This is a genomic window from Microtetraspora malaysiensis (genome assembly GCF_050947145.1).
GTDB classification, from domain to species: domain Bacteria; phylum Actinomycetota; class Actinomycetes; order Streptosporangiales; family Streptosporangiaceae; genus Microtetraspora_A; species Microtetraspora_A malaysiensis.
Window position 1 is genome coordinate 8385001 of sequence record NZ_CP191998.1, and the last position, 24322, is coordinate 8409322.

At 70.2% G+C, this 24322-nt stretch carries 22 protein-coding genes, 2 tRNA genes and 1 rRNA gene (1 of these 25 cut by a window edge); 10 read left to right on the plus strand and 15 right to left on the minus strand.

What is annotated here, in order from left to right:
* Positions 1-713: ribosomal RNA gene (locus ACQP1V_RS39105) — 16S ribosomal RNA — on the minus strand (it extends 809 nt beyond the left edge of the window).
* A gap of 830 nt (positions 714-1543) precedes the next feature.
* Here ACQP1V_RS39105 and ACQP1V_RS39110 point away from each other — a divergent pair.
* Positions 1544-1948: a hypothetical protein gene (locus ACQP1V_RS39110; protein WP_387409327.1), complete on the plus strand. Its 405-nt coding sequence runs from the start codon at positions 1544-1546 to the stop codon at positions 1946-1948.
* 83 nt (positions 1949-2031) lie between these two features.
* On the opposite strand, the gene ACQP1V_RS39115 is transcribed toward ACQP1V_RS39110, so the two are convergent.
* The 6 genes from ACQP1V_RS39115 to ACQP1V_RS39140 all read right to left on the minus strand — a co-directional run bounded on the left by ACQP1V_RS39115 (position 2032) and on the right by ACQP1V_RS39140 (position 8210).
* Positions 2032-2105 (minus strand) — tRNA-Met (locus ACQP1V_RS39115).
* A gap of 266 nt (positions 2106-2371) precedes the next feature.
* Positions 2372-2445: transfer RNA gene (locus ACQP1V_RS39120), tRNA-Met, on the minus strand.
* A gap of 56 nt (positions 2446-2501) precedes the next feature.
* Entirely contained in the window at positions 2502-5411 is a 2910-nt protein-coding gene (locus tag ACQP1V_RS39125) for a UPF0182 family membrane protein (RefSeq protein ID WP_433416016.1), read from the minus strand.
* Positions 5412-5514: 103 nt separating this feature from the next.
* Positions 5515-6561, minus strand: coding sequence for a YlbL family protein (locus ACQP1V_RS39130; protein ID WP_433416017.1), 1047 nt, complete (start codon positions 6559-6561; stop codon positions 5515-5517).
* 50 nt (positions 6562-6611) lie between these two features.
* A complete protein-coding gene (locus ACQP1V_RS39135) occupies positions 6612-7034 on the minus strand; it encodes a molybdenum cofactor biosynthesis protein MoaE (RefSeq protein ID WP_084259640.1) in 423 nt (140 codons plus the stop codon).
* Positions 7035-7139: 105 nt separating this feature from the next.
* Positions 7140-8210: an NAD-dependent epimerase/dehydratase family protein gene (locus ACQP1V_RS39140; RefSeq protein ID WP_433416022.1), complete on the minus strand. Its 1071-nt coding sequence runs from the start codon at positions 8208-8210 to the stop codon at positions 7140-7142.
* 82 nt (positions 8211-8292) lie between these two features.
* Here ACQP1V_RS39140 and ACQP1V_RS39145 point away from each other — a divergent pair, with 82 nt between their 5' ends.
* From ACQP1V_RS39145 to ACQP1V_RS39155, 3 genes are read left to right on the plus strand one after another with little or no spacing between them, the layout of a single operon-like run.
* Entirely contained in the window at positions 8293-9540 is a 1248-nt protein-coding gene (locus ACQP1V_RS39145) for a zinc-dependent metalloprotease (RefSeq protein WP_387409322.1), read from the plus strand.
* A complete protein-coding gene (locus ACQP1V_RS39150; RefSeq protein ID WP_387409321.1) occupies positions 9537-10085 on the plus strand; it encodes an NUDIX hydrolase in 549 nt (182 codons plus the stop codon). The genes ACQP1V_RS39145 and ACQP1V_RS39150 overlap by 4 nt, the downstream gene beginning before the upstream one ends.
* Positions 10086-10125: 40 nt before the next feature.
* Positions 10126-11109 (plus strand): endonuclease/exonuclease/phosphatase family protein, encoded by a 984-nt coding sequence (locus tag ACQP1V_RS39155; protein WP_433416025.1) that lies wholly within the window; start codon positions 10126-10128, stop codon positions 11107-11109.
* A gap of 75 nt (positions 11110-11184) precedes the next feature.
* On the opposite strand, the gene ACQP1V_RS39160 is transcribed toward ACQP1V_RS39155, so the two are convergent.
* Together ACQP1V_RS39160 and ACQP1V_RS39165 are read right to left on the minus strand one after the other, a co-directional pair.
* Entirely contained in the window at positions 11185-11778 is a 594-nt protein-coding gene (locus ACQP1V_RS39160; protein WP_433416028.1) for a DUF2064 domain-containing protein, read from the minus strand.
* A complete protein-coding gene (locus tag ACQP1V_RS39165) occupies positions 11775-12290 on the minus strand; it encodes a M48 metallopeptidase family protein (protein WP_387409318.1) in 516 nt (171 codons plus the stop codon). The genes ACQP1V_RS39160 and ACQP1V_RS39165 overlap by 4 nt, the downstream gene beginning before the upstream one ends.
* Positions 12291-12470: 180 nt before the next feature.
* Here ACQP1V_RS39165 and ACQP1V_RS39170 point away from each other — a divergent pair, with 180 nt between their 5' ends.
* Complete coding sequence (locus tag ACQP1V_RS39170) at positions 12471-13535, plus strand: ThiF family adenylyltransferase (protein WP_387409317.1); 1065 nt, start codon at positions 12471-12473, stop codon at positions 13533-13535.
* Positions 13532-14875: an ABC1 kinase family protein gene (locus ACQP1V_RS39175; protein ID WP_433416031.1), complete on the plus strand. Its 1344-nt coding sequence runs from the start codon at positions 13532-13534 to the stop codon at positions 14873-14875. The genes ACQP1V_RS39170 and ACQP1V_RS39175 overlap by 4 nt, the downstream gene beginning before the upstream one ends.
* Before the next feature lie 145 nt (positions 14876-15020).
* Here the strand turns inward: ACQP1V_RS39175 and ACQP1V_RS39180 are convergent, their stop codons facing one another.
* From ACQP1V_RS39180 to ACQP1V_RS39200, 5 genes are all read right to left on the minus strand, one after another.
* Complete coding sequence (locus tag ACQP1V_RS39180) at positions 15021-15203, minus strand: hypothetical protein (protein ID WP_067142215.1); 183 nt, start codon at positions 15201-15203, stop codon at positions 15021-15023.
* A 44-nt stretch (positions 15204-15247) separates the two neighbouring features.
* On the minus strand, positions 15248-15511 hold the full coding sequence (locus ACQP1V_RS39185) for a WhiB family transcriptional regulator (protein WP_067142218.1): 264 nt from the start codon (positions 15509-15511) through the stop codon (positions 15248-15250).
* Between the two features lie 120 nt (positions 15512-15631).
* Positions 15632-15910: a hypothetical protein gene (locus tag ACQP1V_RS39190; protein WP_387409314.1), complete on the minus strand. Its 279-nt coding sequence runs from the start codon at positions 15908-15910 to the stop codon at positions 15632-15634.
* A gap of 227 nt (positions 15911-16137) precedes the next feature.
* A complete protein-coding gene (locus tag ACQP1V_RS39195; protein WP_067142004.1) occupies positions 16138-17004 on the minus strand; it encodes an acyl-CoA thioesterase in 867 nt (288 codons plus the stop codon).
* Between the two features lie 12 nt (positions 17005-17016).
* Positions 17017-19065 (minus strand): ATP-dependent DNA helicase UvrD2, encoded by a 2049-nt coding sequence (locus ACQP1V_RS39200; protein WP_387409313.1) that lies wholly within the window; start codon positions 19063-19065, stop codon positions 17017-17019.
* A 243-nt stretch (positions 19066-19308) separates the two neighbouring features.
* Between ACQP1V_RS39200 and ACQP1V_RS39205 the strand changes: the two genes are divergently transcribed.
* Both ACQP1V_RS39205 and ACQP1V_RS39210 read left to right on the plus strand, forming a co-directional pair.
* A complete protein-coding gene (locus ACQP1V_RS39205; protein WP_433416035.1) occupies positions 19309-20094 on the plus strand; it encodes an alpha/beta fold hydrolase in 786 nt (261 codons plus the stop codon).
* A gap of 61 nt (positions 20095-20155) precedes the next feature.
* Positions 20156-20416 carry a mycoredoxin gene (locus tag ACQP1V_RS39210; RefSeq protein WP_067142013.1) on the plus strand — a complete coding sequence of 87 codons (261 nt, stop codon included), beginning with the start codon at positions 20156-20158 and terminating at the stop codon, positions 20414-20416.
* A 66-nt stretch (positions 20417-20482) separates the two neighbouring features.
* On the opposite strand, the gene nudC is transcribed toward ACQP1V_RS39210, so the two are convergent.
* Entirely contained in the window at positions 20483-21421 is a 939-nt protein-coding gene (gene nudC / locus ACQP1V_RS39215; protein ID WP_433416038.1) for an NAD(+) diphosphatase, read from the minus strand.
* An 87-nt stretch (positions 21422-21508) separates the two neighbouring features.
* Here nudC and ACQP1V_RS39220 point away from each other — a divergent pair, with 87 nt between their 5' ends.
* Complete coding sequence (locus tag ACQP1V_RS39220) at positions 21509-22672, plus strand: ATP-grasp domain-containing protein (protein WP_433416041.1); 1164 nt, start codon at positions 21509-21511, stop codon at positions 22670-22672.
* Complete coding sequence (locus ACQP1V_RS39225; RefSeq protein WP_433416043.1) at positions 22669-24318, plus strand: IucA/IucC family protein; 1650 nt, start codon at positions 22669-22671, stop codon at positions 24316-24318. Before ACQP1V_RS39220 ends, ACQP1V_RS39225 begins: the two co-directional genes overlap by 4 nt.
* Positions 24319-24322 lie beyond the last annotated feature (4 nt).

Genomic DNA, 24322 nt, shown 5'->3' on the forward strand with positions numbered 1-24322 from the left:
GCCCAGCAAGCCGCCTTCGCCACCGGTGTTCCTCCTGATATCTGCGCATTTCACCGCTACACCAGGAATTCCGCTTGCCCCTACCAGCCTCTAGCCTGCCCGTATCCACCGCAGACCTAGGGTTAAGCCCTAAGCTTTCACGGCAGACGCGACAAGCCACCTACGAGCTCTTTACGCCCAATAATTCCGGACAACGCTTGCGCCCTACGTATTACCGCGGCTGCTGGCACGTAGTTAGCCGGCGCTTCTTCTACAGGTACACGTCAACTTCGTCCCTGCTGAAAGAGGTTTACAACCCGAAGGCCGTCATCCCCCACGCGGCGTCGCTGCGTCAGGCTTTCGCCCATTGCGCAATATTCCCCACTGCTGCCTCCCGTAGGAGTCTGGGCCGTGTCTCAGTCCCAGTGTGGCCGGTCGCCCTCTCAGGCCGGCTACCCGTCGTCGCCTTGGTAGGCCACTACCCCACCAACAAGCTGATAGGCCGCGAGTCCATCCCCAACCGAAAAAACTTTCCACCACCATCGGATGCCCGAAGTAGTCATATCCGGTATTAGACCCAGTTTCCCAGGCTTATCCCAGAGTCAGGGGCAGGTTACTCACGTGTTACTCACCCGTTCGCCGCTCGAGTACCCCGAAGGGCCTTTCCGCTCGACTTGCATGTGTTAAGCACGCCGCCAGCGTTCGTCCTGAGCCAGGATCAAACTCTCCAAACAATGTTTTCGAGTTTTTCCTGGCCAACATTCGACATGAATGTCAACCAAAGGAATCCATCCCCCCACACCCGAAGATGCAGGTAAGGACGGGGTTGTGCGTCATGCACTGGCTTTTAGCACACTGTTGAGTTCTCAAGAAACGGACGCGACCACCATCACCTCAGACTCGAAACCGAGCCATCCGCTCCGGGGCGTTATTCGCTTCGTTCTTTCTGTTTACTATTCTTCCGTGTCGCCCGGTCCGTGTCAAACCGCCCCATTTCGGAGCACTTGACCCAAACCGCGCAACTCCAGAGGAATCGCAGCCGCCCCGTTTCCGGGGCAACCCCTCTAACTTACCAGATCCTTGTCCGCTTCGCGAACGAATGACCCGAAACTGATCGTTTGAGGAGACTTGTCGAGTTTAGCCCACGCCGTCCCATGCCTGAACCGCTCAGCGGAAGGAGAGGGAAGACGCCGGACTGCGCCGACCTGAGAAGACTAGCAGGCCCATCGGAGTGATCGAGACGCATTCCGTCACTCTCGGATTCCGGGAGTGGCGCGAGCCCTCACAGCGCCCCGCCCCCCGCCACGCAGGGCGATGAATCGCGGTTCCCAGAGAACGTCCAGTTCAGCGTGGACAACCAGAACCGGGTCTCAAGCATCTAAGTAGCACTACGGCGACGAGGCCGGCACGGGGTGGGGACGGGGATCGCGGCATCAGCATGAGGTCCGCAGCGCAACCTGTTGTCAAGCCGTCCGCAATCGCCGCGCCTTAGGAAAGCAGAGTGGGAGCCCTTGTTTTGGCGCCATCCCGGTCGCCCGGGCTCTCACCGGTGGAGGTAGCCATAATGACGCGGTCCGAGTTCGACGACATCCGGGCACACATCACCGCCGAGGCCCGGCACACGGCTGACCTGCTGGAGATCGCGAACGAGCTGCTCGACGACCTGGAGCAGGCCCGAGTACGCGAGGCGACCATGCGCTCCTACTACCTCAGCCTGCTGACGGCCGCGCGCGCGACCGTGGCCGCGTCGAACGCCGGTGATCCCGCGCCGATGACCTTCCTCGTGCATGAGCTCGCCCGGCACGGTCAGTTGCCGGCCAACGACAGCGAAGCGCTGCGGATCCTCTCCGATGCCAAGGCCGCGCAGGCGTTGATCCCCCGCGTCGAGGACGAGCCGTCGGCGCGGCGCCCCAGGCCGGGCAGCCGGGCCAGGAGTTGCGTCGGGGTGAGCCGTACGCTCCCGCGGTGAGCCCGGGGCCGAAGCCAAGACGACGTCAAGCAAAAGCGAAGGCCCTGGTCGCCGGTTTCCCGGTGACCAGGGCCTTCGATCAGTAGCGGGGACAGGATTTGAACCTGCGACCTCTGGGTTATGAGCCCAGCGAGCTACCGAACTGCTCCACCCCGCGTCGGTGTGTGTCTACACAGTACCGGGACGCGAAGGCGAGGGCAAACCAATTGCCTCGTTCGCCTCTCGTAACCGGCGATCGCCACTCCGGCTACGCCTGCTCACCCCAGCGAATACGCATATTTCCGGATGGAGCCCCGCGCGGTCCCCTCCTACGAGGAGAGCGATCCTCGCCCTTGAGGAGAGTGACCCCTCCTTGGAAAGAGAGGGCAGGAACGGCAGAAGGCCCTGGTCTCCGGTTTCCCGGTGACCAGGGCCTTCCATCAGTAGCGGGGACAGGATTTGAACCTGCGACCTCTGGGTTATGAGCCCAGCGAGCTACCGAACTGCTCCACCCCGCGTCGGTGTGTGTCTACACAGTACCGGGACGCGAAGGCGAGGGCAAATCGGCACGCTGTTAGGAGCTCCCCGATTCGGCCATCGCGGAGGCCGACGGAGACGGTGCGGCCCCGGACGGCGAGGGCGACGGCGTGGCGGCGGGTTGGTTCCGCTGCACCTCGGCCAGCTCGTTCAACGCGTCGCTCAGCCGCTTCTGCGCATCGCCGTACTTGCCCCAGTCGGGCGGGTTCGCGGACAGCGCCTTCTGCGCCTCGTCGTAGGCGGCTTGGGCCCTCTCGATCACTCCGGTCAGGCCGGGGTCGACCGCGGGCTTGTCCTCCGGCTTGGTCCCGGGTTTGTCCTCGGGCTTGGCCGGCTGCGACGTGGTGGTGCCGAACACCTGGTCGAGGGCTTGCTGGAGGGTGTCGGCGGAGCCCACCCGGTTGCCGAACATCACCAGCACCCGCCTCAGGATCGGATACGGCTCCTGTCCCGCCCCCGCCGCGGTCTGGACGTACACGGGCTCGACATAGACGAGACCGCCGCCGAACGGCAGGGTGAGCAGGTTGCCGTAGATGATCTGGGCCTTGCCCAGCCCCAGGATGTTGAGCTCTCCCGAGAACTTGTTGGTGAAGGCGTTCTGCACCTGCCCCGGGCCCATGATCGTGGTGTTCGCCGGCATCCGCAGGATGCGCAACGCGCCTGGGTCGTCCCCGGCGGTGGCGTCCACGGCCATGAACGCGGCGAGGTTCGGGTTCGCGCGCGGTACGAACGTCGTGGTCAGCGAGAACGCGGACTTCTCGGCGCCGGGCATCTTGACCGACAGGTAGTACGGCGGCTGCTTGACGTTCTTCTCACCGGAGGACGGGTCGTCAGGGATGTTCCAGAAGTCCTGCCCGCCGTAGAACGACTGCGCGTTGGTGATGTGGTAGCGGGACAGCACATCACGCTGGACCTTGAACAGGTCCTCGGGGTAGCGCAGGTGCTGCTGCAGATCGGGGTCGATCGCGTTCTTGGGCTTGATGATCCCGGGGAAGGCCTTCTCCCACGACTTGAGGATGGGGTCCTTCTCGTCCCACTCGTAAAGCGTCACCGAGCCGTCGTACGCGTCGACGACCGCCTTGACCGAGTTCCGGATGTAGTTGATCTGGTCACGCGGCTGCGGCGCCCCGAGCCCCGGGTTGGTCGTGGTGTCCCGGATCATGTCCTGGAAGCTCTTGCTCTGGGAGAACGGGTACTCGTTCGCGGTCGTGTACGCGTCGACGATCCAGACCACCCGGCCGTTGACGATCGCGGGGTACGGGTCGGAGTCGAGGTTGAGGAAGGGCGCCACCTTGGCGACGCGCTCGGTCGGCGTCCGGTCGTAGATGATGCGGGACCGGTCGTCGATGTCACCCGACAGCAGCATGTTGATCTCGCCGTACTTCGCGGCGTAGAGCAGCCGGTTGAAGAACGAGCCGACCGGGACGCCGCCCTTGCCCTCGTACGAGGTGTCCTTCTGGCCGGTCCCGCCGTCTGTCGGGTAGTCGAGCTCCATCCCCTTCTTGCCGCCGACGACGGCGTAGTCGTGGGTCTTCTCGCCGAAGTAGATGCGCGGCTCCTTGAGCCCGGCGGTCGCAACGAGCGAGCCGGAGACCGGCATGTCCTTGGCGTCGAAGTTCGGCAGGCCTTCGCTGTCCACCTCGCTGCCCGGGGCCCCGACGAAGCCGTACCCGTGGGTGTAGACGAGGTGACGGTTGATCCAGTTGTTGCGGTCGCCCGGCGGGCCGACCATCTCGCGGACCGCGACCAGGTGGTCGCGCACGACACCGTCGGCGTCCTTGTACCGGTCGACGTCCAACTGCTCGGGGAAGTCGTAGAAGCCGCGGATGCGCTGCTTCTGCTGGAACGTCTTCGAGACCAGTGTGGGGTCGAGGAGTCGCACACCGGAGACGGTCTCGTCGGCCGACATCCCCTGCTTCGGGGTTGCCTGCGCGTCGTACGTCTCGACCTTGGCGCCGGCCACGCCGTACGCCTCGCGGGTGGCGGCGATGTTCCGCGAGATCGCCAGCTGCTCCTTGCCCTGCTGGTTGGGCCGCACCTGGAACTGCTCGACCAGGACGGGGTAGACGCTGCCGATGAGGATGGCCGACAGGACCATGAGCCCGAAGGCGGCCCCGGGCCACATGCCGCCCGGACGGACCACCCCGGCGAAGAAGATCAGCGCGCAGATCAGCGCGATGACCGCCAGGATGCCCTTCGCCGGGAGCACCGCGTTGACGTCGGTATAGGACGCGCCGTCCACGATGCCGCGGGTGGAGTACACCAGGTCATAGCGATCGAGGAAGTACGCGACGGCCTTGAGCAGGACGAAGACGCCGAGCAGCACCGAAAGGTGAACCCGCGCGGCGCGGGAGGCGTGCACCCCGCCCGGAGAGGCGATCCGGAACCCGCCGTAGAGGTAGTGCACGATCGCCGCGGTGATGATCGACAGGATGACCGCGGTGAAGAGGAAGCTCAGCGTCATCCGGAGGAAGGGGACGATGAACATGAAGAACGACACGTCCCGGCCGAACAACGGGTCCTTCGCGCCGAAGCTGCTGGAGTTGAGGAACAGCAGCCACGTCTTCCACTGACCGGCCGTGGAGGAACCGGTGAACAACCCCAGGACGCCCAGGCCGATGAGGAAGAAGACCTTGCGGTGTGGGTCGACCGCGAGCCGGTAGCGGTCGGCCCCCTGCGGCGAGCCGAACATGCCGGGGCCGAACATCGGGCGCACCCGGTGCGCGAGGGCGACGTTGCCGCCCACGATCACGACCATGAGCGCCGCGCCCACCACGAACAGCAGGATCTGCGTCACCAGCATGGTCGAGAAAACCGACGAGAAGTCCACCGACTCGTACCACAGGAAGTCGGTATAGATCGCGGTAAAAATGAAGAAAGAAACAACGATCGCCGCGAGGGCGACCACAACGGGAATGAGCAGTCGCGGACGGCGGGGCAAGCGCATCGCCCGACCGGCTCCGGGGCTCCGGAAGCTCAACGCCAACCCCTTGTCTCAGAACAACGGTCCGTGCTTGGCAACCTACACCGCGAAACGCCCGGCCGTGATTTCAGTTTCCTGTGCATGCTGGGACATCACCCGTGCCGGTACGCAGCGCGTCGAGCGCCTTGACGGCGCCGTCGAGAGTCTCGACCTTGACGAGGCGCAGCCCCTCGGGCACGGCCCGTACGGCCTGGGCGCAGTTGCGCGCGGGGGTGAGGAAGACCGTGGCGCCCGCCTTCCTGGCGCCCACCATCTTCTGCTCGATGCCGCCGATGGGGCCGACCGTGCCGTCCAGCGAGATGGTGCCCGTGCCCGCGATGGACTTGCCGCCGGTCAGGGAGCCGGGGGTGAGCTTGTCGTAGATGCCCAGCGAGAACATCAGCCCCGCGCTCGGGCCGCCGATGTCGCCGACGCTGATGTCGACCTTGAACGGGGGCTGGTAGCGCATCCCCATGGTGACGCCGACCCTGGCCTTGCCGTCCCCGCCCTTCACGGTGCCGAGCGTGACCTCGGTGGAGGTGCCCTTGCGCTTCACCGTGAGCCGCACCTGGTCACCCGGCGTGGCCTTGCGAACCGCCGTGGCCACGGCGTTCTGGTCGGAGGCGGCGACGCCGTCCACGGCGGTGATCTCATCGCCCACCTGCAGCTTGCCGTCCGCGGGCAGCCCCTTCTCCACGGCCACCACCGTCACGATCTCGGCGACCGGGATCTTCAGCTCGCGCAGCGCCGCGATCGTGGCGTCCTCCTGCGAGGTCGTCATCTCCTGCGTGTTCTGCTGCTCGACCTGCTTCGGCGACGACGTCTTCGGGAAGATCGTCTCCTCGGGGACGACCGCGATGGTGGGGTCGAACCAGCCGCGCAGCGCGGTCAGCAGGTCGATGTTGTTGTTCGGCCCGCCCTGGTAGGCGACGGTCACCATGCTCAGCTTGCCGTCGGTGGGATAAGTGGAGTGTCCCGAGATCGAGATCACCGGCTTGCCCTTGACCTCGCCGATCGTGTTCTCCGTCGGCCCCGGGCTCAGCACGACGTACGGCACGGGCAACCACGCCGCGACGACGGCGAGTATCACTGTCAGGAAACCCGCCACCAGCAAGGTGAGAGCGCGTCGGGACATGGTCGCACTCTATGCGCTGCGGGCAGTGACCCTGGACACTCGCCCGGCGGTCAGCAGGCGCCGACCCACTCGGAGGTCCCGTCGGCGAAGACCTGATGCTTCCAGATCGGCACCTCGTGCTTGAGGTCGTCGATCAGGCGACGGCAGGCGGCGAACGCCTCGCCGCGATGGGGGCAGGCCACGGCCACCACGACCGCGATGTCGCCCAATTCGAGGTCGCCGACGCGGTGGACGGCAGCGAGGGCGGTCACCGCGTGGTCGGCGGCGACCTTCTCGGCCACCCTCCGCAGCTCCTGCTCGGCCGTCGGGTGCGCCGAGTAGGACAGCAGCGTCACCGCCTTGCCCTGGTCCTCTTCGCGTACGGTCCCCACGAAGATCGCGGTGCCGCCGGCCGTGTGGTCCCCGACCGCGCGCAGCACCTCGTCCACCGACAACGGGGTGTCGCGAATACCCAGCAAACGGATGACATCCACGGACCCGAGGTTAGTACGGCGACGATCCTCGGGGCACGTGCCGCCGCTCCCAATAAGCCGTACAAGCCCGCCGGGCGGGGCGCCCGGCGGGCTTGTACGCACAGGTCAGACGCGCCGCTTGCGGCGGGCGACCCGGACGATGGCGGCGGTGCCGATGACGGCGACCGTGGCACCGGCGGCGGTGAGCGTCGCATCCTTGCCGGAGAGGCGGCGGCCGACCACCGCGTGCTTGCCCTGGCGCAGCTCGAGCAGCTCCTGCAGGGCGGCCTCGTTGGTCCACGTGGGCTTCCACCCCGCGGCGCGGAGTGTGGTGCAGTCCACCACCCACGGATAGACGACGTAGTGCAAGTCGGTCGCCGGGGCGGGGGTGATCCCGAGCCGGTGCAGCCGCTGGGCCGTGCCGAAGGTCAGTCCCGCGGGCAGCTCGAAGCGGCGCAGGCCGGAGACCTCCTCGACCTGCTCCATCTCCAGCCATCCGTCGGAGCCGACCGCGACCACTCCGCCGACGTGGCCGAGCGCGGCCATCTCCAGCGCCGACAGCAGATCGTCGATGTGGCAGAACTGCCAGCGCGGCAGCGAACCCTTGACCACGAGCAGGCGCGGAGCCTCGAAGTGCCGGGTGACGACCGTGTCGATGCCGGGGCCGACCAGCGCGGCGGGCCGCAGCACGGTGACGCCGAGGCCGGGGTGCGAGCGGAGGGAGCGCCGCACCAGCGCCTCGATCTCCAGGTGGTCACCGACGACGCCGGTGTCGGGTTCGGCCGCGACCGGAGAGTCCTCCGCCAGCGGCACAGGGTTGTCGTCGGCGGCGCCGTAGACCATCGCGCTGGTGACCAGGACCACGCGGCGGACCCGGGCCGCCGCGGACGCGGTGAGCACGGTCTGGGCGGCCCGCAGGTTGTACGCCCGGCGCTCCTCGGGGTCGGAGTCGAGGGAGTAGTCGCCGCCCAGGTGGACCAGGACGTCCACATCCGAGATCCGGTTCGCCAAGAGCGGATCCCTGATGTCGAGCACCCGCCATGTGACGTCCGGCACGTCGCCGCGCTGGTCGTCGATGGCCACGACCCTGCGGAAATCCGCAGACGAGGCGACTTTCGCGAGGAACGCCCTGCCGAGACCGGAGGCGGCGCCCGTGACGGCGACGACGGGCGGACGAAGGCGTTTCGAGGTTTGCACGAGGTCCTCACTTTGCACTGATCCGCCCCACGGCGGATAACGTGGCGGATGTGGACTCCTCCATCCTGCACGAGGTGGCGCGGTGACTGACCTGCCAGGTCGTGAAAATGACCCCAACGAAAACCCGTTCGCCATGTTCGGCAGCCCGGAGCAGATCGCGGCGGCGATGCGGCAGTTCGCGGACATGCTGTCCGCCCCGCAGAGCGCCGGGCCTGTCAACTGGGACATGGCCAAGAACATCGCACGACACGCCGTGGTCGCCGAAGGTGACCCGAGCGTCATGGAGGGTGAACGGCGGCAGATCGTCGACGCCCTCAATCTCGCCGACCTCTGGCTGAACGAGGCGACCGCGCTGCCCAGCGGCGTGGCGAGCCCGCAGGCGTGGAGCCGGTCCGAGTGGATCGAGAAGACCGTCCCGGTCTGGAAGCAGCTCTGCGAGCCCATCGCCGCCCGCATGGTCGAGACGATGGGCGGCACTCTGGGCGCCGCTGGCCTGCCCGCCGAGGCCCAGGCGATGGCCGGGCCGCTGTTCGGCATGCTCAAGCAGATGGGCGGCATGATGGTCGGCCAGCAGCTCGGCCAGGCGCTGGGCACGCTCGCCCGCGAGGTCGTCGGCTCCTCTGACATCGGCCTGCCGCTCTCGGACACCGCCGCGCTGCTGCCCGGCGGCATCGCGGCCTTCAGCGAGGGCCTGGAGACGCCCGCCGAGGAGATCAGGATCTACCTCGCACTGCGCGAGGCGGCCCACCACCGGCTGTTCCAGCACGTGCCGTGGCTGCGGGCGCACCTGCTCGGCGCGGTGGAGGAGTACGCCAGGGGCATCACCGTGGACGCCTCCGCCTTGGAAGGCAAGCTTCAGGGCCTCGACCTGAACAACCCCGAGCAGCTCCAGGAGATCCTCGGCGGCGGCGAGTTGCTCAAGCCTGAGGAGACCGAACGGCAGAAGGCCGCCCTGGCCCGTCTGGAGACCGCGCTCGCGCTGGTCGAGGGCTGGGTGGCCACGGTCGTGGACGAGGCCGCCGAGGGCAAGCTGCCCTCCGCGACGGCGCTCGCCGAGACGGTGCGGCGCCGCCGGGCGACGGGCGGACCGGCCGAGCGGACCTTCGCCACGCTGGTCGGCCTGGAGCTGCGGCCCCGGCGGCTGCGCGAGGCGGCGGCTCTGTGGAAGGCGCTGACCGCCGAACGCGGCGTCGACGGCCGGGACGCCGTGTGGAGCCACCCCGACCTCATGCCCACCGCCGACGACCTGGACGATCCCGAGTCCTTCGTCAGGGGCGAGGCGCGGTTCGACCTGTCCGCTCTGGAGGAGCCCAAGGACGACGACGAGTGAGCCTCCACCGGGACGCGTATGACGTGCTCAGCGGGTGGACGGCGCCGACGCCGGGCGAGGAGCTCCTGAGGAAGGAGTTTCTCGCCCACCTCGACGCGTACGAGAACGCGATGTGGCGCGAGTGCGTGCCGGGGCACCTGACCGCCACCACGGCGGTGATCTCCCACGACGGCTCCCGGGTGCTGCTCACGCTGCATCCGAAGGCCGGGATGTGGCTCCCGATGGGTGGCCACTGCGAGGTCTCCGACGGCTCACTGGCCGAGGTCGCGCTCAGAGAGGCGACCGAGGAGTCCGGCATCGCCGGCCTGCGACTGCTGCCCGGGCCGCTGGCGCTCGACCGGCACCAGGTCTGGTGCCACCCACCGCACAGCTGGCACCTCGACGTCGAGTACGGCGCGGTCGCGCCGCCCGGGGCCGAGGCGGTGATCAGCGACGAGTCGCTCGACCTGCGCTGGTTCCCCGTCGAGGAGATCCCCGAGCCGAGCGACGAGGCCACCCGGCGGCTCGCCGCCCGGGCCAAAGCTGCACGGAATCCGCACATCTGACTTACACAGGCTTGCGGTTCCGATCGTTAGGGTCGGCCCCATGACTCAGGTGGACGTGGGCGGCGTCGTCACGGTCCCGCGGCGCCGGTGGCGGGTTCCCCGGCCGCTGGCCTGGATCGCGGTGGCGCCGTGCGCGGTCTGGGCGCTGGTCCGGCTGGCCGGCGTGGACGGCCCCGTCATCACCGAGCTGATCACGGGCACGCCGTACGTGGCGCTGTTCTCGCTGGTCGCGCTGCTGCTGGCGCTCGGCACTCGGCGCCGGCTTGTGATCGCCGTGGGGGCGGCGACGTGCGTGCTCATGGCGTTCATGGTGCTGCCCCGGGCGTTCGGCGACACGCCGACCGCGACCGGCCCGTCCCTGCGGATCCTCACGGTCAACCTGTTCTTTGGGCGGGGTGACGCCCACACGGTGGTCGAGCTGGTGCGCCGGCTGCGTCCGGACATCCTCAACACACAGGAGCTGGACCCGCGGGCGGTCGAGGCCCTCGACGCGGCCGGGCTGGGGCGGCTGATGCCGTACGGCCACCTGGAGCCGGAGTACAGCGCGTCGGGAAGCGGCGTCTACTCGCGCTATCCGCTGACGAAGCTGCCGGATCTCGGCCCGTCCGACGGGCACCACATGCCGCATGTCCGGTTCTCGCTGCCGAGCGGGCAGACGGTCGAGCTGGTCGACGTCCACACCATGGCGCCGCTCGGCCCGGACGTCGCCACCTGGCGGGAGGCGCTGCGCTCGCTGCCGCCCACCGTGCCGGGGACGATCCGCGTCCTCGCCGGCGACTTCAACGCCAGCCTGGACCACGCGAGCCTGCGCGACGTCCTCGACCGCGGATACCTCGACGCGGCGGACGCGACCGGCGCCGGGCTGCGCACGACCTGGCCGGCGAACCGGCGGCTGCCCCCACTCATCACGATCGACCACGTGCTGGTGGACCGGCGGGCCTCGGCGGTGGACGTCAGCGTCCACGACGTGCCGGACACCGACCATCGCGCCCTCTTCGCCGAGCTGCGGCTGCCCGCCCGCTGAGCGGCCTCTCGTGCCGACCGGCACCCGCGGGCGGCCGCTCACCTGGCCCGACGCGCCGCCTGATCCGCCGGCGCGCTAACTGAGCAAGAGCCGGGTGTTCTCCCAGCCCTCCAGGCCGGGATCGAGCCGCGCCACGTCGACCGGCTTCCTGAGCCGGTGCCAGCCGGGGCCGGTGGCGACCATGCGCCGCCCAGGAGCCTGACGGCGGAGCCGTGCGACGAGGTCGGGGTCGTCGAGGTCGGGGTCGGCCCAGTCGGGGAAAGGCAGCCGCGCGGCGACGGCGACCGCTCCCCCGCCCTCCGCGGGGCAGATGGCGACCTCGGCCCGGCCCAGCGCCCGGAACAGCTTGCCGATCAGCAGGGGCGGCAGGTCAGGGGCGTCGGCGCTGACCACCACACCTTCGGCGCCCCCGTCTCCCCCCACGGCGTACGGCAGGGCGGCGAACGCCTCGGCGGGCGAGTCGACGGAGATGACCGGCGTGCCCGGCCAGGCGATCTCGTCCAGCCCGGCGACCCCGGCGGACAGGATGACCGGCTCGACGAACTCGAGTCCGGCGACGATCTCGTAGGTGTCCTCGGCGACGGCCATGAGGAACTCGTGCGGGTCGATCCCGGGAGGGGCCGCGTCCGCCATGCCGGCGGTGACGAGGACGGCCGCGACGCGGGTCAACACTCCTCCGGGGAGCCGTTGGCCGCCATGGAGAAGCCTTCGAGGAAGCCCCGGGCCCGCTCCGCCTTGGGAAAGCGCTCGACCAAGGCCCAGAATCGGGGACCGTGGCTGGGGACCAACAGGTGGACCAGCTCGTGCATGATCACGTAGTCTACGACCCAGGCGGGCATCCCGCGGAGCCGAGCCGATAGCCTGATCGTCGCGTGATCCGGGGTGCAGGAGCCCCATCTGTGCTGCTGGTTGTCGACCCAACGCACGCTGCGGGGGACGGCTCTACCGTCCAGATAGCGGGTGGACAGCTCCCTCGCCCGATCGAGCAGATCATCGTCGCTGAAACGTCTTCGCTGTTCCTTCGCGGCGAGCCGGTCGAGCATGCGGTGAACCCACTGCTCCTCGTCGGTCGTGCTCAGACCGGCCGGGAGCAGCACGATGGTTTTGTCGCCATCGCGGTACGCGGAAACGGTTCGCCGCCGTCGCGCGCTCCGACGAACCTCGACTGTCTCGGGGGGCACATATGCAAGGTAGCCGACAACCGCCTGTTTCCACAGGGGGTCAATGACGTTCTCGCTGGTCAATCAGGCGAACGCCGGCCGACTTTACGGGAAACCTGAACCGCTTCCCCCTCATCTGTCACGAAGTTATCCACAGCCCACGCACACGCTCTCACCTGGTGTGACTAATCTCACGCTGCTATGAGACCTCGTCTGAAGCCCGCCCTGCGGCGGGTCGAAAGAGACGCCCGCACGCTCCAGTTCGGCGTCCACCCGTCGCGTTCGATCGTCCTCACCGACCTGGAGCCCGCCGTCCGGCGGCTCGTCGAGAGCCTCGACGGCACCCGCACGCTGGAGCAGGCCGTCGCGGCGAGCGGCCTCGGCGCGGAGGCCGCGCACGAGGTGATCGCCCTGCTCGTACGGCACGGCCTGGTCGAGGACGCGTCCGCGCCGCCGGGCGAGCTCGCCGCGCTGTCCCGCGAGGAGCGCGAGCGGCTCCGTCCCGAGCTGGACCGGCTCTCCCTCGCCGCCCCCGACGGCGGGCTCGCCGCGCTGCGGCGCAGGCGGTCGGCGCACATCCGGGTGTACGGCGCGGGCCGGGTGGGCGCCCGGATCGTGTCGCTGCTGGCCGCCTCCGGCATCGGCCATCTCTGCGTCGTGGACCCGGGCACGGCCCGCCTCCGGGACGTGGCACCAGGCGGGCTGGGCGCCGCCGAGGTGGGGGCGAGCCGGGAGGAGGGCGCGGTCGCGATCGCCCGGCGGCTCGCTCCGGGGATCAACGCCTGGCCCGGCCGTACGGCCTCGCGGCCCGCCGACGGCGCGCGCCGCCCCGACCTCGCGATCCTCGCCCCCGTCGAGCCGCTTGACGCCCTGCTGGCGCACGAACTGCGCGCGGCGGGCGTCCCGCACCTGCTCGTCGCCGCAGCCGAGGGATGGGGGTGCGTGGGGCCGCTGGTGCTGGCCGGGAGCACTCCGTGCCTGCGCTGCCTCGATCTCTTCCGGCGGGACCGTGACCCGGCCTGGCCGTCGGTCCAGGCCCGGCTCGGTGGCTTCCCCGCGGGGGAGATCGCCTGCGACGCCGCTCTGTCCGCGCTGGTCGCCGCGCAGGCGGTGGGACAGGCGCTGGCATGGCTCGAAGGCGCCGCTGTGAGCAACGGCACATTGGAGATAACCCCTGACTGGCGCTGGGATCGGCGCTCCTGTCGCCCGCATCCGTTGTGTGACTGTGGTCGAAACCACCGACCTTCGCTAACAATGGTCGCGTGAGTGACCTCCCGCGACGCGCTGTGACGCGCTCGGCGAAGCTGGCCGCGCTCCCCTTGGGGTTCGCCGGCCGCACCGCACTCGGCATCGGCAAACGCATCGGTGGCAAGTCCGCCGAGATCGTTGCCCAGGAGATCCAGCAGCGCACCGCGGAGCAGATCTTCAAGGTGCTCGGCGAGCTCAAGGGCGGCGCGATGAAGTTCGGCCAGGCGCTGTCCATCTTCGAGGCGGCGCTGCCTCCGGAGATCTCCGGGCCGTACCGCGCGACCCTGACCAAGCTGCAGGACGCCGCCCCGCCGCTGCCCGCCCCGGTCGTGCACAAGGTCCTGACCGAGCAGCTCGGCGATGATTGGAGGGACAACTTCCTCGAGTTCGCGGACGTGCCGAGCGCGGCGGCCTCGATCGGACAGGTCCACAAGGCGGTCTGGCACGACGGCCGGGCGGTCGCCGTGAAGATCCAGTACCCGGGCGCGGGCAAGGCCCTGCTCTCCGACTTCAACCAGCTCGCCCGGGTCGGCAAGCTCTTCGGCGCGCTGCTGCCCGGCCTCGACGTCACCGCCGTGCTGAGCGAGCTCAGGCAGCGGGTGACCGAGGAGCTCGACTATTTCAGCGAGGCGGAGGCGCAGCACGCGTTCGCGCAGGAGTTCCGGGACGACCCCGACTTCTTCGTGCCGGACGTGATCGCCGCCAACGAGCAGGTCCTGGTCACCGAGTGGATGTCCGGAACGGCGCTGTCCCGGATCATCACCGACGGCACACGCCAGGAACGCGACCGCGCGGGGCTGCTGCTGTGCCGCTTCCTCTTCTGCTCTCCAGCCCGGGTCGGCATGCTGCACGCGGATCCTCACCCCGGCAACTTCCGGATGCTGGAGGACGGCCGCCTCGGGGTGCTCGACTTCGGCGCGGTCAACCGGTTGCCGGACGGCTACCCCCTGATGTTCGGCAAGCTGACCCGCATCTTCAACCAGGGCGACATGGAGGCGGTCGTCGAGGGGCTGCGCGCCGAGGGGTTCATCCGGCCGCACATCGAGGTCGACGTGGACGCGCTGCGGGCGTTCCTCGCCCCCTACGTTGAGCCCACCCGGGTGGAGGAGTTCAGCTTCAGCAGGGAGTGGCTCCAGCGTCAGGCGGCGGCCGTGGCCGACCTGCGGCCCACCAACGTGGTGCGCCAGCTCAACCTTCCCCCGTCGTACGTGCTGATCCACCGCGTGCACGCGGCCGGTGTGGGGGTCCTGTGCCAGCTCGGCACGACCGCGCGGTTCCGCGACGAGGTGACCCGCTGGGTTCCCGGCTTCGCCGACGACGACGATGACGACGCGGTAGGCGGCGCCCTCGTCGGCTGAGCGCCCCGGGCTGCGCCTCGCGTGAGGGGCCCGTACGGACGGCGAAGGCCCGGGCCGTACGAACGGCCCGGGCCCTCCTGCCGATGTTCCGCCACGCGCCGGGCGGCCGAGGCCGCCCGGGTGACGCACGCTCCCCGAGGAAGCGTCAGGTGCGCGCGAGCGCCGCGAGCAGCCGCCGTGAGGCACGCTCGGCCTTGCGGCGCGCCCTCTGTACGTCCTGGATCCGACTGACCAGTCGCTGCTCGGCGGCCTCCTCGTGGAGGCCGCGTATTCGATCAGCGACCAGTTCTTGATGCATATACATGGCGGCGGTAAGGGTCATGTTCATTGGGATCTTCTCCTCTTTCACACGTTCGTCGGGTGCGGTGGTGGTCAGGCAGCGACCGGAGTCTTGCGGGGGCGCCCGCGCGGCCGCTTACGGGGGACGACGGCCCCCCTCAGGATGAGTTCGCCGCCCCAGACGCCCCACGGCTCCTCGCGCTCCAGCGCGCGGGCCAGGCAGGCCTTCTGGATCGGGCAGCCTCCGCAGAGCGCCTTGGCGAACTCCACGTCCTCCGGAGACTCGGCGAACCACAGGTCGGGTTCGGTACGGCAGGGGATCTCGGCTTCGATCAGGTCCATGACCGGGGCCGCCATCTGCGTCACCTCTTTGATTGGTTTCTGGGCTGGTTGTCCTCTTGGGTGGGCGGAACGTGGCGGTAAAACAAGAAGGCCGCGGATCCTGTGTGCGGATCCGCGGCCTGAAGAGGAGACCAGTCAGGTTATGACTGGTTCTCTCCAGGCGTAACGCGAACCGCGCACTCCACCGTTGGTGATGTGGCTGTTCAGCTGCTCGTCGCCCATCGGTCGGGCCACCGGGGCCGGACGGTAGGCGGGGATGCCCTGGCGCGCGTCAGCGAGGACGCCGAAGACGACCGGGCCGGCGAGAGCCTCGACACGGACGGCCTTGCCGCGCATCGGAATGACCGACGCCACTCCGGCGGCCGGGCGTGCGGAAGCAAGCCGCGCAGCGTTAAACATGATCGTGTTCGTCACGTGACTCACCTCCGCTTGAATGCGAGGCCGGACAGGACCGTCCGACCGACTTCCATGACCCTAAATGCGTGACCGGGAACCCGGCAACCTATTTTCTACCTGCGATTTTCACGGTTTCGCGACACTAACCGTGGGGTCAGAACCGCCACGCTAGCACTCGCGCGGCCCGCGCGCGCACGCCCACTCCGGGACACGGCTGACGAGCCCCACTGCTCAGGGCGACGCGGTCAGCCCACCCGGATCAGGCACTCCTGGACGACCGACACCGCGAGCTGCCCGGACGCGGTGTACATCTCACCGCGCGCGAGCCCGCGCGCCCCGCCCGACCAGGGCGACTCCTGGGCGTACAGCATCCAGTCGTCGGCGCGGAACGGGCGGTGGAACCACATGGCGTGGTCGAGGGAGGCTCCGCTGATGTTCGCCGACCCCCAGGCCAGCCCGTGGGCGAGCAGCACGGTGTCGACGAGGGTGAAGTCGGAGGCGTACGCGGCGAGCACCACGTGCAGCAGCGGGTCGTCGGGCAGCTCGGCGTCGTACCGGAACCAGGCGTTGTTCTCGGTGCTGATCAGGCTCGGGTCGCGCTGCGCCTCCCACGGGAGCGCGCTGACGTAGCGGAAGTCGACCGGACGCGGCTTGGACGTCCACTCGCGCCACGCCTCGTCGTCGCCGAAGGTCTCGAACATCCGCTGCTGGAACGTGGGCAGGCTCTCCGGCGCGGGCACGTCGGGCATCGGCCGCGCCTGGTGCGCGACGCCGGGCTCGTCGATGTGGAACGAGGCCGACATGGTGAAGATCGCCTTGCCGTGCTGGATCGCGACGACCCGGCGCGTGGTGAAGGAGCGGCCGTCACGCACCCGCTCGACGTTGTAGACGATCGGGACCGCCGGGTCACCGGGGCGGATGAAGTACGCGTGCAGCGAGTGGACCATGCGGTCGGCCGGCACCGTACGGCCCGCCGCCACCAGGGCCTGGGCGGCGACCTGGCCGCCGAAGACACGCTGGATGCGCTCCTCGGGGCTACGTCCCCGGAAGATGTCCAGCTCGATCTGCTCCAGATCGAGAAGGTCGAGGAGCTCCTTGAGCGCGGAGTTCATCGAGAACCTCCATTACTCACCGGAGACTCCGGCGGCGGAACGGCACAGGTCGAGCACAGCGTCACCATACCGGTCCAATTTGACCCGTCCTATCCCCGCGATCTGCATAAGGTCCTCTTCCGAGGCGGGCACCCGCTCGGCGATCGCCTGGAGCGTCACGTCGGTGAAGACGACGTACGCCGGGACCTTGTTCTCCTTGGCGACGGAGGAGCGCCAGGCCTTGAGCTTCTCCAGCAACTCCTCGTCGTAGTCCGCCGGGCAGCCGGCGCAGCGGCCCAGCTTCTGCTCGGCGGCCGTCGCCAGGGACCTGCCGCAGATGCGGCACTGGACGGGTTGCGCCGCCTTCCTGGACGGCGCCCGGCGCTCCGCCTTCGGCGGCGGGCTCGCGGTCAGCGAGGAGAGGCCGTCGAGGAACCGGGACGGCCGGCGCGACCGGCGGCCGCCCGGGGAGCGGGCCAGCGCCCAGGACAGGTGAAGGTGCTCGCGGGCGCGGGTCACGCCCACATAGAGGAGCCGCCGCTCCTCCTCGATCTGCTCGGGGGTCTCGGCGTACACGATCGGGACCATGCCGTCGGTGAGCCCGACGAGGAAGACGGCATCCCACTCCAGGCCCTTGGCGGAGTGCAGCGAGGCGAGCGTCACGCCCTCGACGGGCGGGGCGTGCTGCTCCATCGCCCGGCGCTCCAGCTCGGCGACGAAGGCGGGCAGGTCCGCGCCCTCGGCCGCCATGTCCTCGGCGAGGTCGGCCAGCGCCTTGAGCGACTCCCACTTCTCCCGGGCGCTGCCGCCGCCGGGCGGCTCCGGGGTGAGGCCGATCCCCGAGAGGATCGCGTGGACGGCCGGCGCGAGCGACTCCTCGTCGTTCGCCGAGCGGGCGGCGCCGCGCAGCAGGACCACGGCCTGCCGCACCTCCGGGCGCTCGAAGAACCGCTCCGCGCCCCGCAGCACGTACGGCACGCGGGCCTCGGCGAACGCCTGCTCGTACGCCTCGGACTGGGCGTTGACGCGGAAGAGCACGGCGATCTCCCGGGCGGGCACGCCGTCGGCCATGAGCTTCTTCACCGTCAGCGCCACGCCCAGCGCCTCGGCCGGCTCGTCGTCGTACTCGGTGAAGACGGGCTCGGGGCCCTCCGGGCGCTGCGCGACCAGCTCCAGCCGGTGCGGCGAGCGCGCCATGACGCGGTTGGCGAGCGTGACCACCTGCGGGGTGGAGCGGTAGTCGCGGACCAGCCTGATCACCGTGGCCGAGGGGTGCTCGACGGCGAAGTTCGTCAGGTAGAGCGGGGTCGCGCCGGTGAAGGAGTAGATGGTCTGGTTGGGGTCGCCGACCACGCACAGGTCGTCGCGCCCGCCGAGCCAGGTGTCGAGCAGCAGCTTCTGCAGCGGGTTGACGTCCTGGAACTCGTCCACCACGAAGTAGCGGTACTGCTGGCGGACCTGCGCGGCGACCTCCCGGTGCTCGGTGATCACCGCGGCGGTCAGTTCCAGGATGGTCTCGAAGTCGATCAGGTTGCGGCGGCGGCGCAGCTCCTCGTACGCCTCGTAGAGGCGGGCCACCTCCTCGGGGGCGATCGGCGGGGTGCGCCGGGCCTTGAGCGCGGCGGCCGGGTAGTCCTCGGGGCCGGTCTGGGTGACCTTGGCCCACTCGATCTCGCTCGCGACGTCGCGCAGCTCGCCGCGGTCGGGGTTCCTCCTGAGCGTGCGGCACGCCTCGACGAGCAGCGGCAGCTTGGACTCCACGATCTGGGGTGTGTCGCCGCCGATCACGCGCGGCCAGAAGTAGCTGAGCTGGCGCAGCGCCGCCGCGTGGAAGGTGCGGGCCTGCACGCCCGGCGCGCCGAGCCGGCGCAGCCGCTGCCTGAGCTCGCCGGCCGCTCGCGTGGTGAACGTCACAGCGAGTACGCACTGCGGCTCGACCACCCCGGACTGCACCGCGTGCGCGATGCGATGGGTGATGGCCCGGGTTTTGCCCGTGCCTGCTCCTGCCAGCACGCACACCGGACCGCGTACGGACTCGGCGACGTCACGCTGCTCCGGATCCAGCCCCGCGAGGACGTCCACGTAACGCTCCCAACATGCGATGCGGACGGATGAACTGGCATCATCCTTCCAGCAACTAACAGAGACGGCGTGGTTTACCCACAGGGGCCCCGGCTCCGAAGGAGGAGAGCAGTGCGAAGGACAGCGGTAGGTGTCGGATCCCTAGCCCTCGCTGCCGTTCTGCTCCCGTCGACGGGCGCCGCCGCCGCGTCGGGCGACCCGACGCCGTCGCCCAGTCCCACGCCCTCCGCCACGGTATCCGTCGTGCCGCTCCACTCGGACACCAACGTCCGCACCTTCTCGTACGGCGCGCACTCTCGGCAGCGCATGGACGTGTGGTGGCACAACACCGGAGAGCGGCATCCGGCGGTGTTCATCGTCCACGGCGGATGGTGGTCGGGCGGCGACAAGAAGGCCACGGCCTCGATCAGCCAGAGCTACGCCCAGCTCGGCTACACCGTCATCTCGATCAACTACCGGCTCTCGGGCGACGCCGCGTGGCCCGCGCAGCGGAGCGACGCGCTCAACGCCATCGCCACCATGCGCAAGCACGCCGAGACGTTCAACATGGACCCGGACCGCTACGTCGTGCTCGGCTTCTCCGCGGGCGGGCACATCGCCGCCGCCGTCGGCACGTACGGCGACGGCTCCCCCGGCCTGCGCGGCGTCGCCGCCGTCTCCCCGGTCATCTCGCCGCTGACGGCGTACAGCGACGGCGACGCCGGCGGGGACGCCTACCAGCGCAAGCTCCGCAAGGCGACGGTGGCGCTGGCGGGCGGCTGCGCGCCGACCCAGTGCCCCAAGATCTGGTCGAGCATGGAGGTGGCGTTCCACGCGAGCGCGGGCGACGCCCCGATGCTCACGCTCCACTCGGACGACGAGTTCGTGCCGCCGTACCAGAGCGAGCTGCTGAAGCAGACGCTCGACGGGGTGGGCGTGAAGATGACCATCCGGACGATGCCCGGCGTGCAGCACAGCTCGGCGCTCTACCGCGAGCCGGGCGTGGCCGAGGGCGTGCAGTCCTGGATCGCCTCCCGCCTGGCGAAGTGACCGCCGCTCCGCGGATCCCGGGAACACGGGCGGTGGTCCGTTGTGTTGTCAATGACTGCTCATGACACACGAAGGGACGAAGATGGCGCTCACCGTCTACACGACCAGTTGGTGCGGCCCCTGCAAGCGACTGAAGGGCCAGCTCACCCGCGAAGGCATCACCTTCGAGGAGATCGACATCGAGCGTCATCCGGACGCCGCGGAGTTCGTGATGAGCGTGAACAACGGCAACCAGGTGGTGCCGACCGTGGTCGCCGACTGCCACACGATGACGAACCCGTCGGTGGCCGAGGTCAAGCGGCACCTCACCGGCGCCTGCTGACCCCCTCCTCGCGTTCCGTCCGGTTTGATCTGTGGGGCGCCGCCGTACCGGTCGGCGCCCCCGCACTCAGTCGCCGTCGATGCGCGCGCCGTACCAGGTCTCGATGAGCCTGCGGGCGATCGAGAGCTGGGACGGCAGGCCCAGCTCTCCGGAGCGCACGGCCGCGCCCAGCTCGTCCCTGGTCCACCAGCGGGCCTCGGCGATCTCCTCCGCGTCCGGCCGGAGCTCCGTGGACAGCGCGCGGGCGAAGAACCCGACCATCAGGCTGCGCGGGAACGGCCACGGCTGGCTGCCCATGTATCGGGCGTCGGTCGCGGCGACGCCGACCTCTTCGAAGACCTCGCGCACGACGGCCTGCTCCAGCGCCTCGCCCGGCTCGACGAACCCGGCGAGCACCGACATCCGACCCTCCGGCCACTCCGGGCCCCTGGCCAGCAACGCACGGTCGTCCTCGTCGCGCACCAGCATGATCACGGCGGGGTCGACCCGGGGGAAGTGCTGGCTGCCGTCGGCGGGACAGACGCGCACGTGGCCCGACGCCGCGACGTCGGTGCGGCTCCCGCAGCGCGGGCAGTGCTCGTGCCCGGCGTGCCACGCCTCCAGCGCCACCGCGTAGACGAAGAGACCAGCGTCCCGGTCGTCGAGCAGGGATCCGGCCTGGCGCAGCCCCATCGGAGCGTCGTACGGGCCGTCCTCCGGCGCGGGACGCTCGGTGATCTCGTCCGGCAGCGGCGTCTTGACCGCGAAGTACGGCACACCCTCGGCGTCGACACCGAGCAGGTAGCGCGGCCCCTGCGGGGCCTCGGCGGGCGACATCAGGGTCAGGCTCGCCTCCATGCCGCGACTCCGGACCAGGGTCCTGCCCTCGTGGACGAGCAGGACGCGGGTCGTCTCCTCGGCCCAGACCCGCCGCAACCAGTCCTCGTCGTTGCGAAGCGCGGCCGAACGGTCGACGATGCCGCGCGACAGCAACAACGGCCCCATGAGCCCGTCAGTCGTTTCCACTCGCCTATCTTTCCATTCGTCACCAAAACGATCTATCGAAGGCTAGGATGACCGAGTTAGGTTAGCCTTACCTTCGGGGGTCCTTGCGTGCGGCTGTACCTCACCTCGCTGAATCCCACCGACTCGGTCACCGCCGGCTTCCTGCCCGCCGCCGAGGCTCTGGGGTGGGACGTGACGATCCTGACCGACCGTCCCGCCGGATATCCCGGGTTCGAGACCATCGAGACCGACGTGCGCAACGTCCGCGCCGTCATCGACACCGTCGCCCGGCACCACCCGCCGGGCGTCGTCTTCACCAACTCCGACCACATCCAGGCGGAGACCGCCCTGGCCGCCGCGTATTTCGGCCTGCCGGGCAAGGGCTGGCGCGCCTGCGTCACCGCGAAGAACAAGGCCCTCACGCGCGAACGGCTCGCCTCCGTCGAGTCCGTCCGGTCCGTACGGCTCACGCCGGGGGCGGCCCTGCCGGAGGCCCTGCCGTACCCGGTGGTGGTGAAGCCGGCCATGGGGGTGGCGAGCGAGGACGTGACGCTGGCCCGGGACGCCGGCGAGCTGGCCGCGGCGGTCGCCGAGATCAGGACGCGGCGGCCCGGCGAGACGCTGGTGGCCGAGGAGTACCTCGACGGCCCCCTCCACACCCTGGAGACCCTCGGGGACGGCCGCACGATGGCCGTTCTGGGGGGATTCCGCACCACGCTCGGCCCGCTGCCGCACTTCGTCGAGGAACGGCTCGACTGGGATCCGGAGCCGCCCCCGGGCGCGCGCGACCACGTGCTGGCCGCGCTGGCCGCGCTCGGCGTGGGCTTCGGCGCGTGCCACACCGAGTACGTCGTCACACCGGACGGGCCCCGGATCGTCGAGGTGAACTACCGCGTCATCGGCGACAACTGCGACCTCCTGCTCGCCGACATGATCGGGGCGCCCCTCTTCGAGTGGATCCTGCGCGTCCACGCGGGCGAGCCGCTGCCGTGCCCGCCGGAGGCGGCCGCGGCCGGGCACGGCGCCGTGGTCAGCCTCGTCGCGGACCGCTCCGGCGTGGTGACCGTGGCCCCGCCGCCGGACGCGAAGCCGCGAGAGCGCGACGGGGCCCGCCTGTGGCACCGGCCGCTGCGCCGGGTCGGCGACCGGGTCGAGCTGACCCACACCAACCGCGACTATCTGGGCCTCCTCCGCGCCGTCGGGCCGGACCGCGCCCGCGTCGACGCCGCCGTGGCGGCGTTCCGCGCCGAGCGGCCGTGGGTGATCGGATGAGCGCGATGGCCGGGGTGCGGCCGGTGGGGCGGGAGCCGTACCTGGCCGGACGGGTGCTGAACGCGCTGCTCCGCGAGGACTTCGCGGGCATCGCGTCGCGGTTGAAACGCGACCGGGAGGGGGTCGCCCTCGTGCTCGCGTCCGGCCGGAGGGTACGGCTCGCGCCCGGCGGCCTGTTCCAGGACTTCTCGATCGCCCCGGAGGAGACGCTCACCCTCGCGGAGGTCCTGCAGACGCTGGAGGCGGTGGCGACGCCGGCCGACGCTCCCGGGGTCGCCGCCTTCGCCACCGAGTGCCACGAGACCCTCGCCGCGCTCGAACTCCACGACCGGCACGGGCCGCGGGCGCTGGAGCGGGCACCCGGCCCGATCCGGTACGAGGCGCTCGCGGCGGCCGTGGACCACCCCGTGTACCCGACGGCGCGCTGCCGCCTCGGCGTCCCCGCCGAGGGCCTGCTCGCGTACGCCCCGGAGTTCGCGCCCGCGTTCGAGCTGCGCTGGGCCGCGGTGCCCAGGGAGCGCGTCACGCTCTCGGCCGAGGCGGAGACCTTCCCGGGCGTCCGCCAGGAGCCGGTCTCGAGGCCGCTTTCCCGCGTGTTCCCGTCGGCGGTCCCGGGTCACGCTTCCGCGCTCTTCCCACGCCCCGCCGACGTGGGGCTGCCCGACCGGCTGGCGGACACGCACGTGCTCTTCCCGGTGCATCCGCTCGCGCTGCCGGTGGTCACCGGGATCCCCGGCGTCATCGTGGCGGGCGTGCCGTACCTGCGGGTGCGGCCGACGCTGTCGATGCGCACCGTGGTGGCCGGCGAACGGCTGCACCTCAAGCTGCCGATCCCGACGAGCACGCTCGGACTGCGCAACCGGCGGTCGATCAAGCCCGCCACGCTGCGGGACGGCGCGCTCGCCGAACGGCTGCTGCGCGAGGTGCTCCGCGCCGAGCCGGACCTGCCGGTGCTCCTCGCCGACGAGCAGGTCCACGGCCACGCCGGGCACGAGTACCTCGGCTGGCTGGTCCGGCGGCTGCCTCCCGGCGAGATCGTGCCCGTGGCGGCGCTGGCCGCGCCCGGCGTGCTGCCCGAGATCGCCGCCCGGTTCCACGGAGGCGACGTCAGGGCGCTGCTCCGCGAGTACCTGGCCCTCCTCTTCGCGTGGAACGTCCGGCTCTTCGTCCGGTACGGCATCGCCCTGGAGGCGCACCAGCAGAACCTGTCGCTGGTCTTCACGGACGGCGCGATGCGGTTGATGGTGAAGGACAACGACGGCCTTCTCGCCGCGCCGGACCGGCTGGCCTCGGCCGGGCCGGCCGTACCGGACTTCGCCGACGAGCGCATGCTGACCGACGATCCGCACTCTCTGGCCGACGTGTTCGTGACGATCACCCTGCATCTGGCCGCCGCGGCCATCGTGTTCGGGGCGGTCGAGGACGCGGCCGGGCTGATACGCGAGACGCTCGACGACGCGCTCACGGAGTACGGCGAGCACCCGATGGCCCGCCTGCTGCGCGCCAGGACCCTGGACGCGGCCCGGCTGGTCGGCAAGTCCATGGTCACCGCCGCCACCCTGGTCGGCAAGGAACGGACCGGCGCCAAGGACGTCAACAAGTTCTACGGCACCAGCGGGCCGAACTACCTCCGCTTCCCGCGTTGACTGC

What these genes read in the sequence shown, in the direction of transcription:
- ACQP1V_RS39110 (WP_387409327.1), top strand. Translation starts at nt 1,544, where the DNA reads ATGACGCGGTCCGAGTTCGACGACATCCGGGCACACATCACCGCCGAG.
- ACQP1V_RS39125 (WP_433416016.1), bottom strand. Translation starts at nt 5,411, where the DNA reads ATGCGCTTGCCCCGCCGTCCGCGACTGCTCATTCCCGTTGTGGTCGCC.
- ACQP1V_RS39130 (WP_433416017.1), bottom strand. Translation starts at nt 6,561, where the DNA reads ATGTCCCGACGCGCTCTCACCTTGCTGGTGGCGGGTTTCCTGACAGTG.
- ACQP1V_RS39155 (WP_433416025.1), top strand. Translation starts at nt 10,126, where the DNA reads ATGACTCAGGTGGACGTGGGCGGCGTCGTCACGGTCCCGCGGCGCCGG.
- ACQP1V_RS39170 (WP_387409317.1), top strand. Translation starts at nt 12,471, where the DNA reads ATGAGACCTCGTCTGAAGCCCGCCCTGCGGCGGGTCGAAAGAGACGCC.
- ACQP1V_RS39180 (WP_067142215.1), bottom strand. Translation starts at nt 15,203, where the DNA reads ATGAACATGACCCTTACCGCCGCCATGTATATGCATCAAGAACTGGTC.
- ACQP1V_RS39185 (WP_067142218.1), bottom strand. Translation starts at nt 15,511, where the DNA reads ATGGCGGCCCCGGTCATGGACCTGATCGAAGCCGAGATCCCCTGCCGT.
- ACQP1V_RS39195 (WP_067142004.1), bottom strand. Translation starts at nt 17,004, where the DNA reads ATGAACTCCGCGCTCAAGGAGCTCCTCGACCTTCTCGATCTGGAGCAG.
- ACQP1V_RS39210 (WP_067142013.1), top strand. Translation starts at nt 20,156, where the DNA reads ATGACACACGAAGGGACGAAGATGGCGCTCACCGTCTACACGACCAGT.
- ACQP1V_RS39225 (WP_433416043.1), top strand. Translation starts at nt 22,669, where the DNA reads ATGAGCGCGATGGCCGGGGTGCGGCCGGTGGGGCGGGAGCCGTACCTG.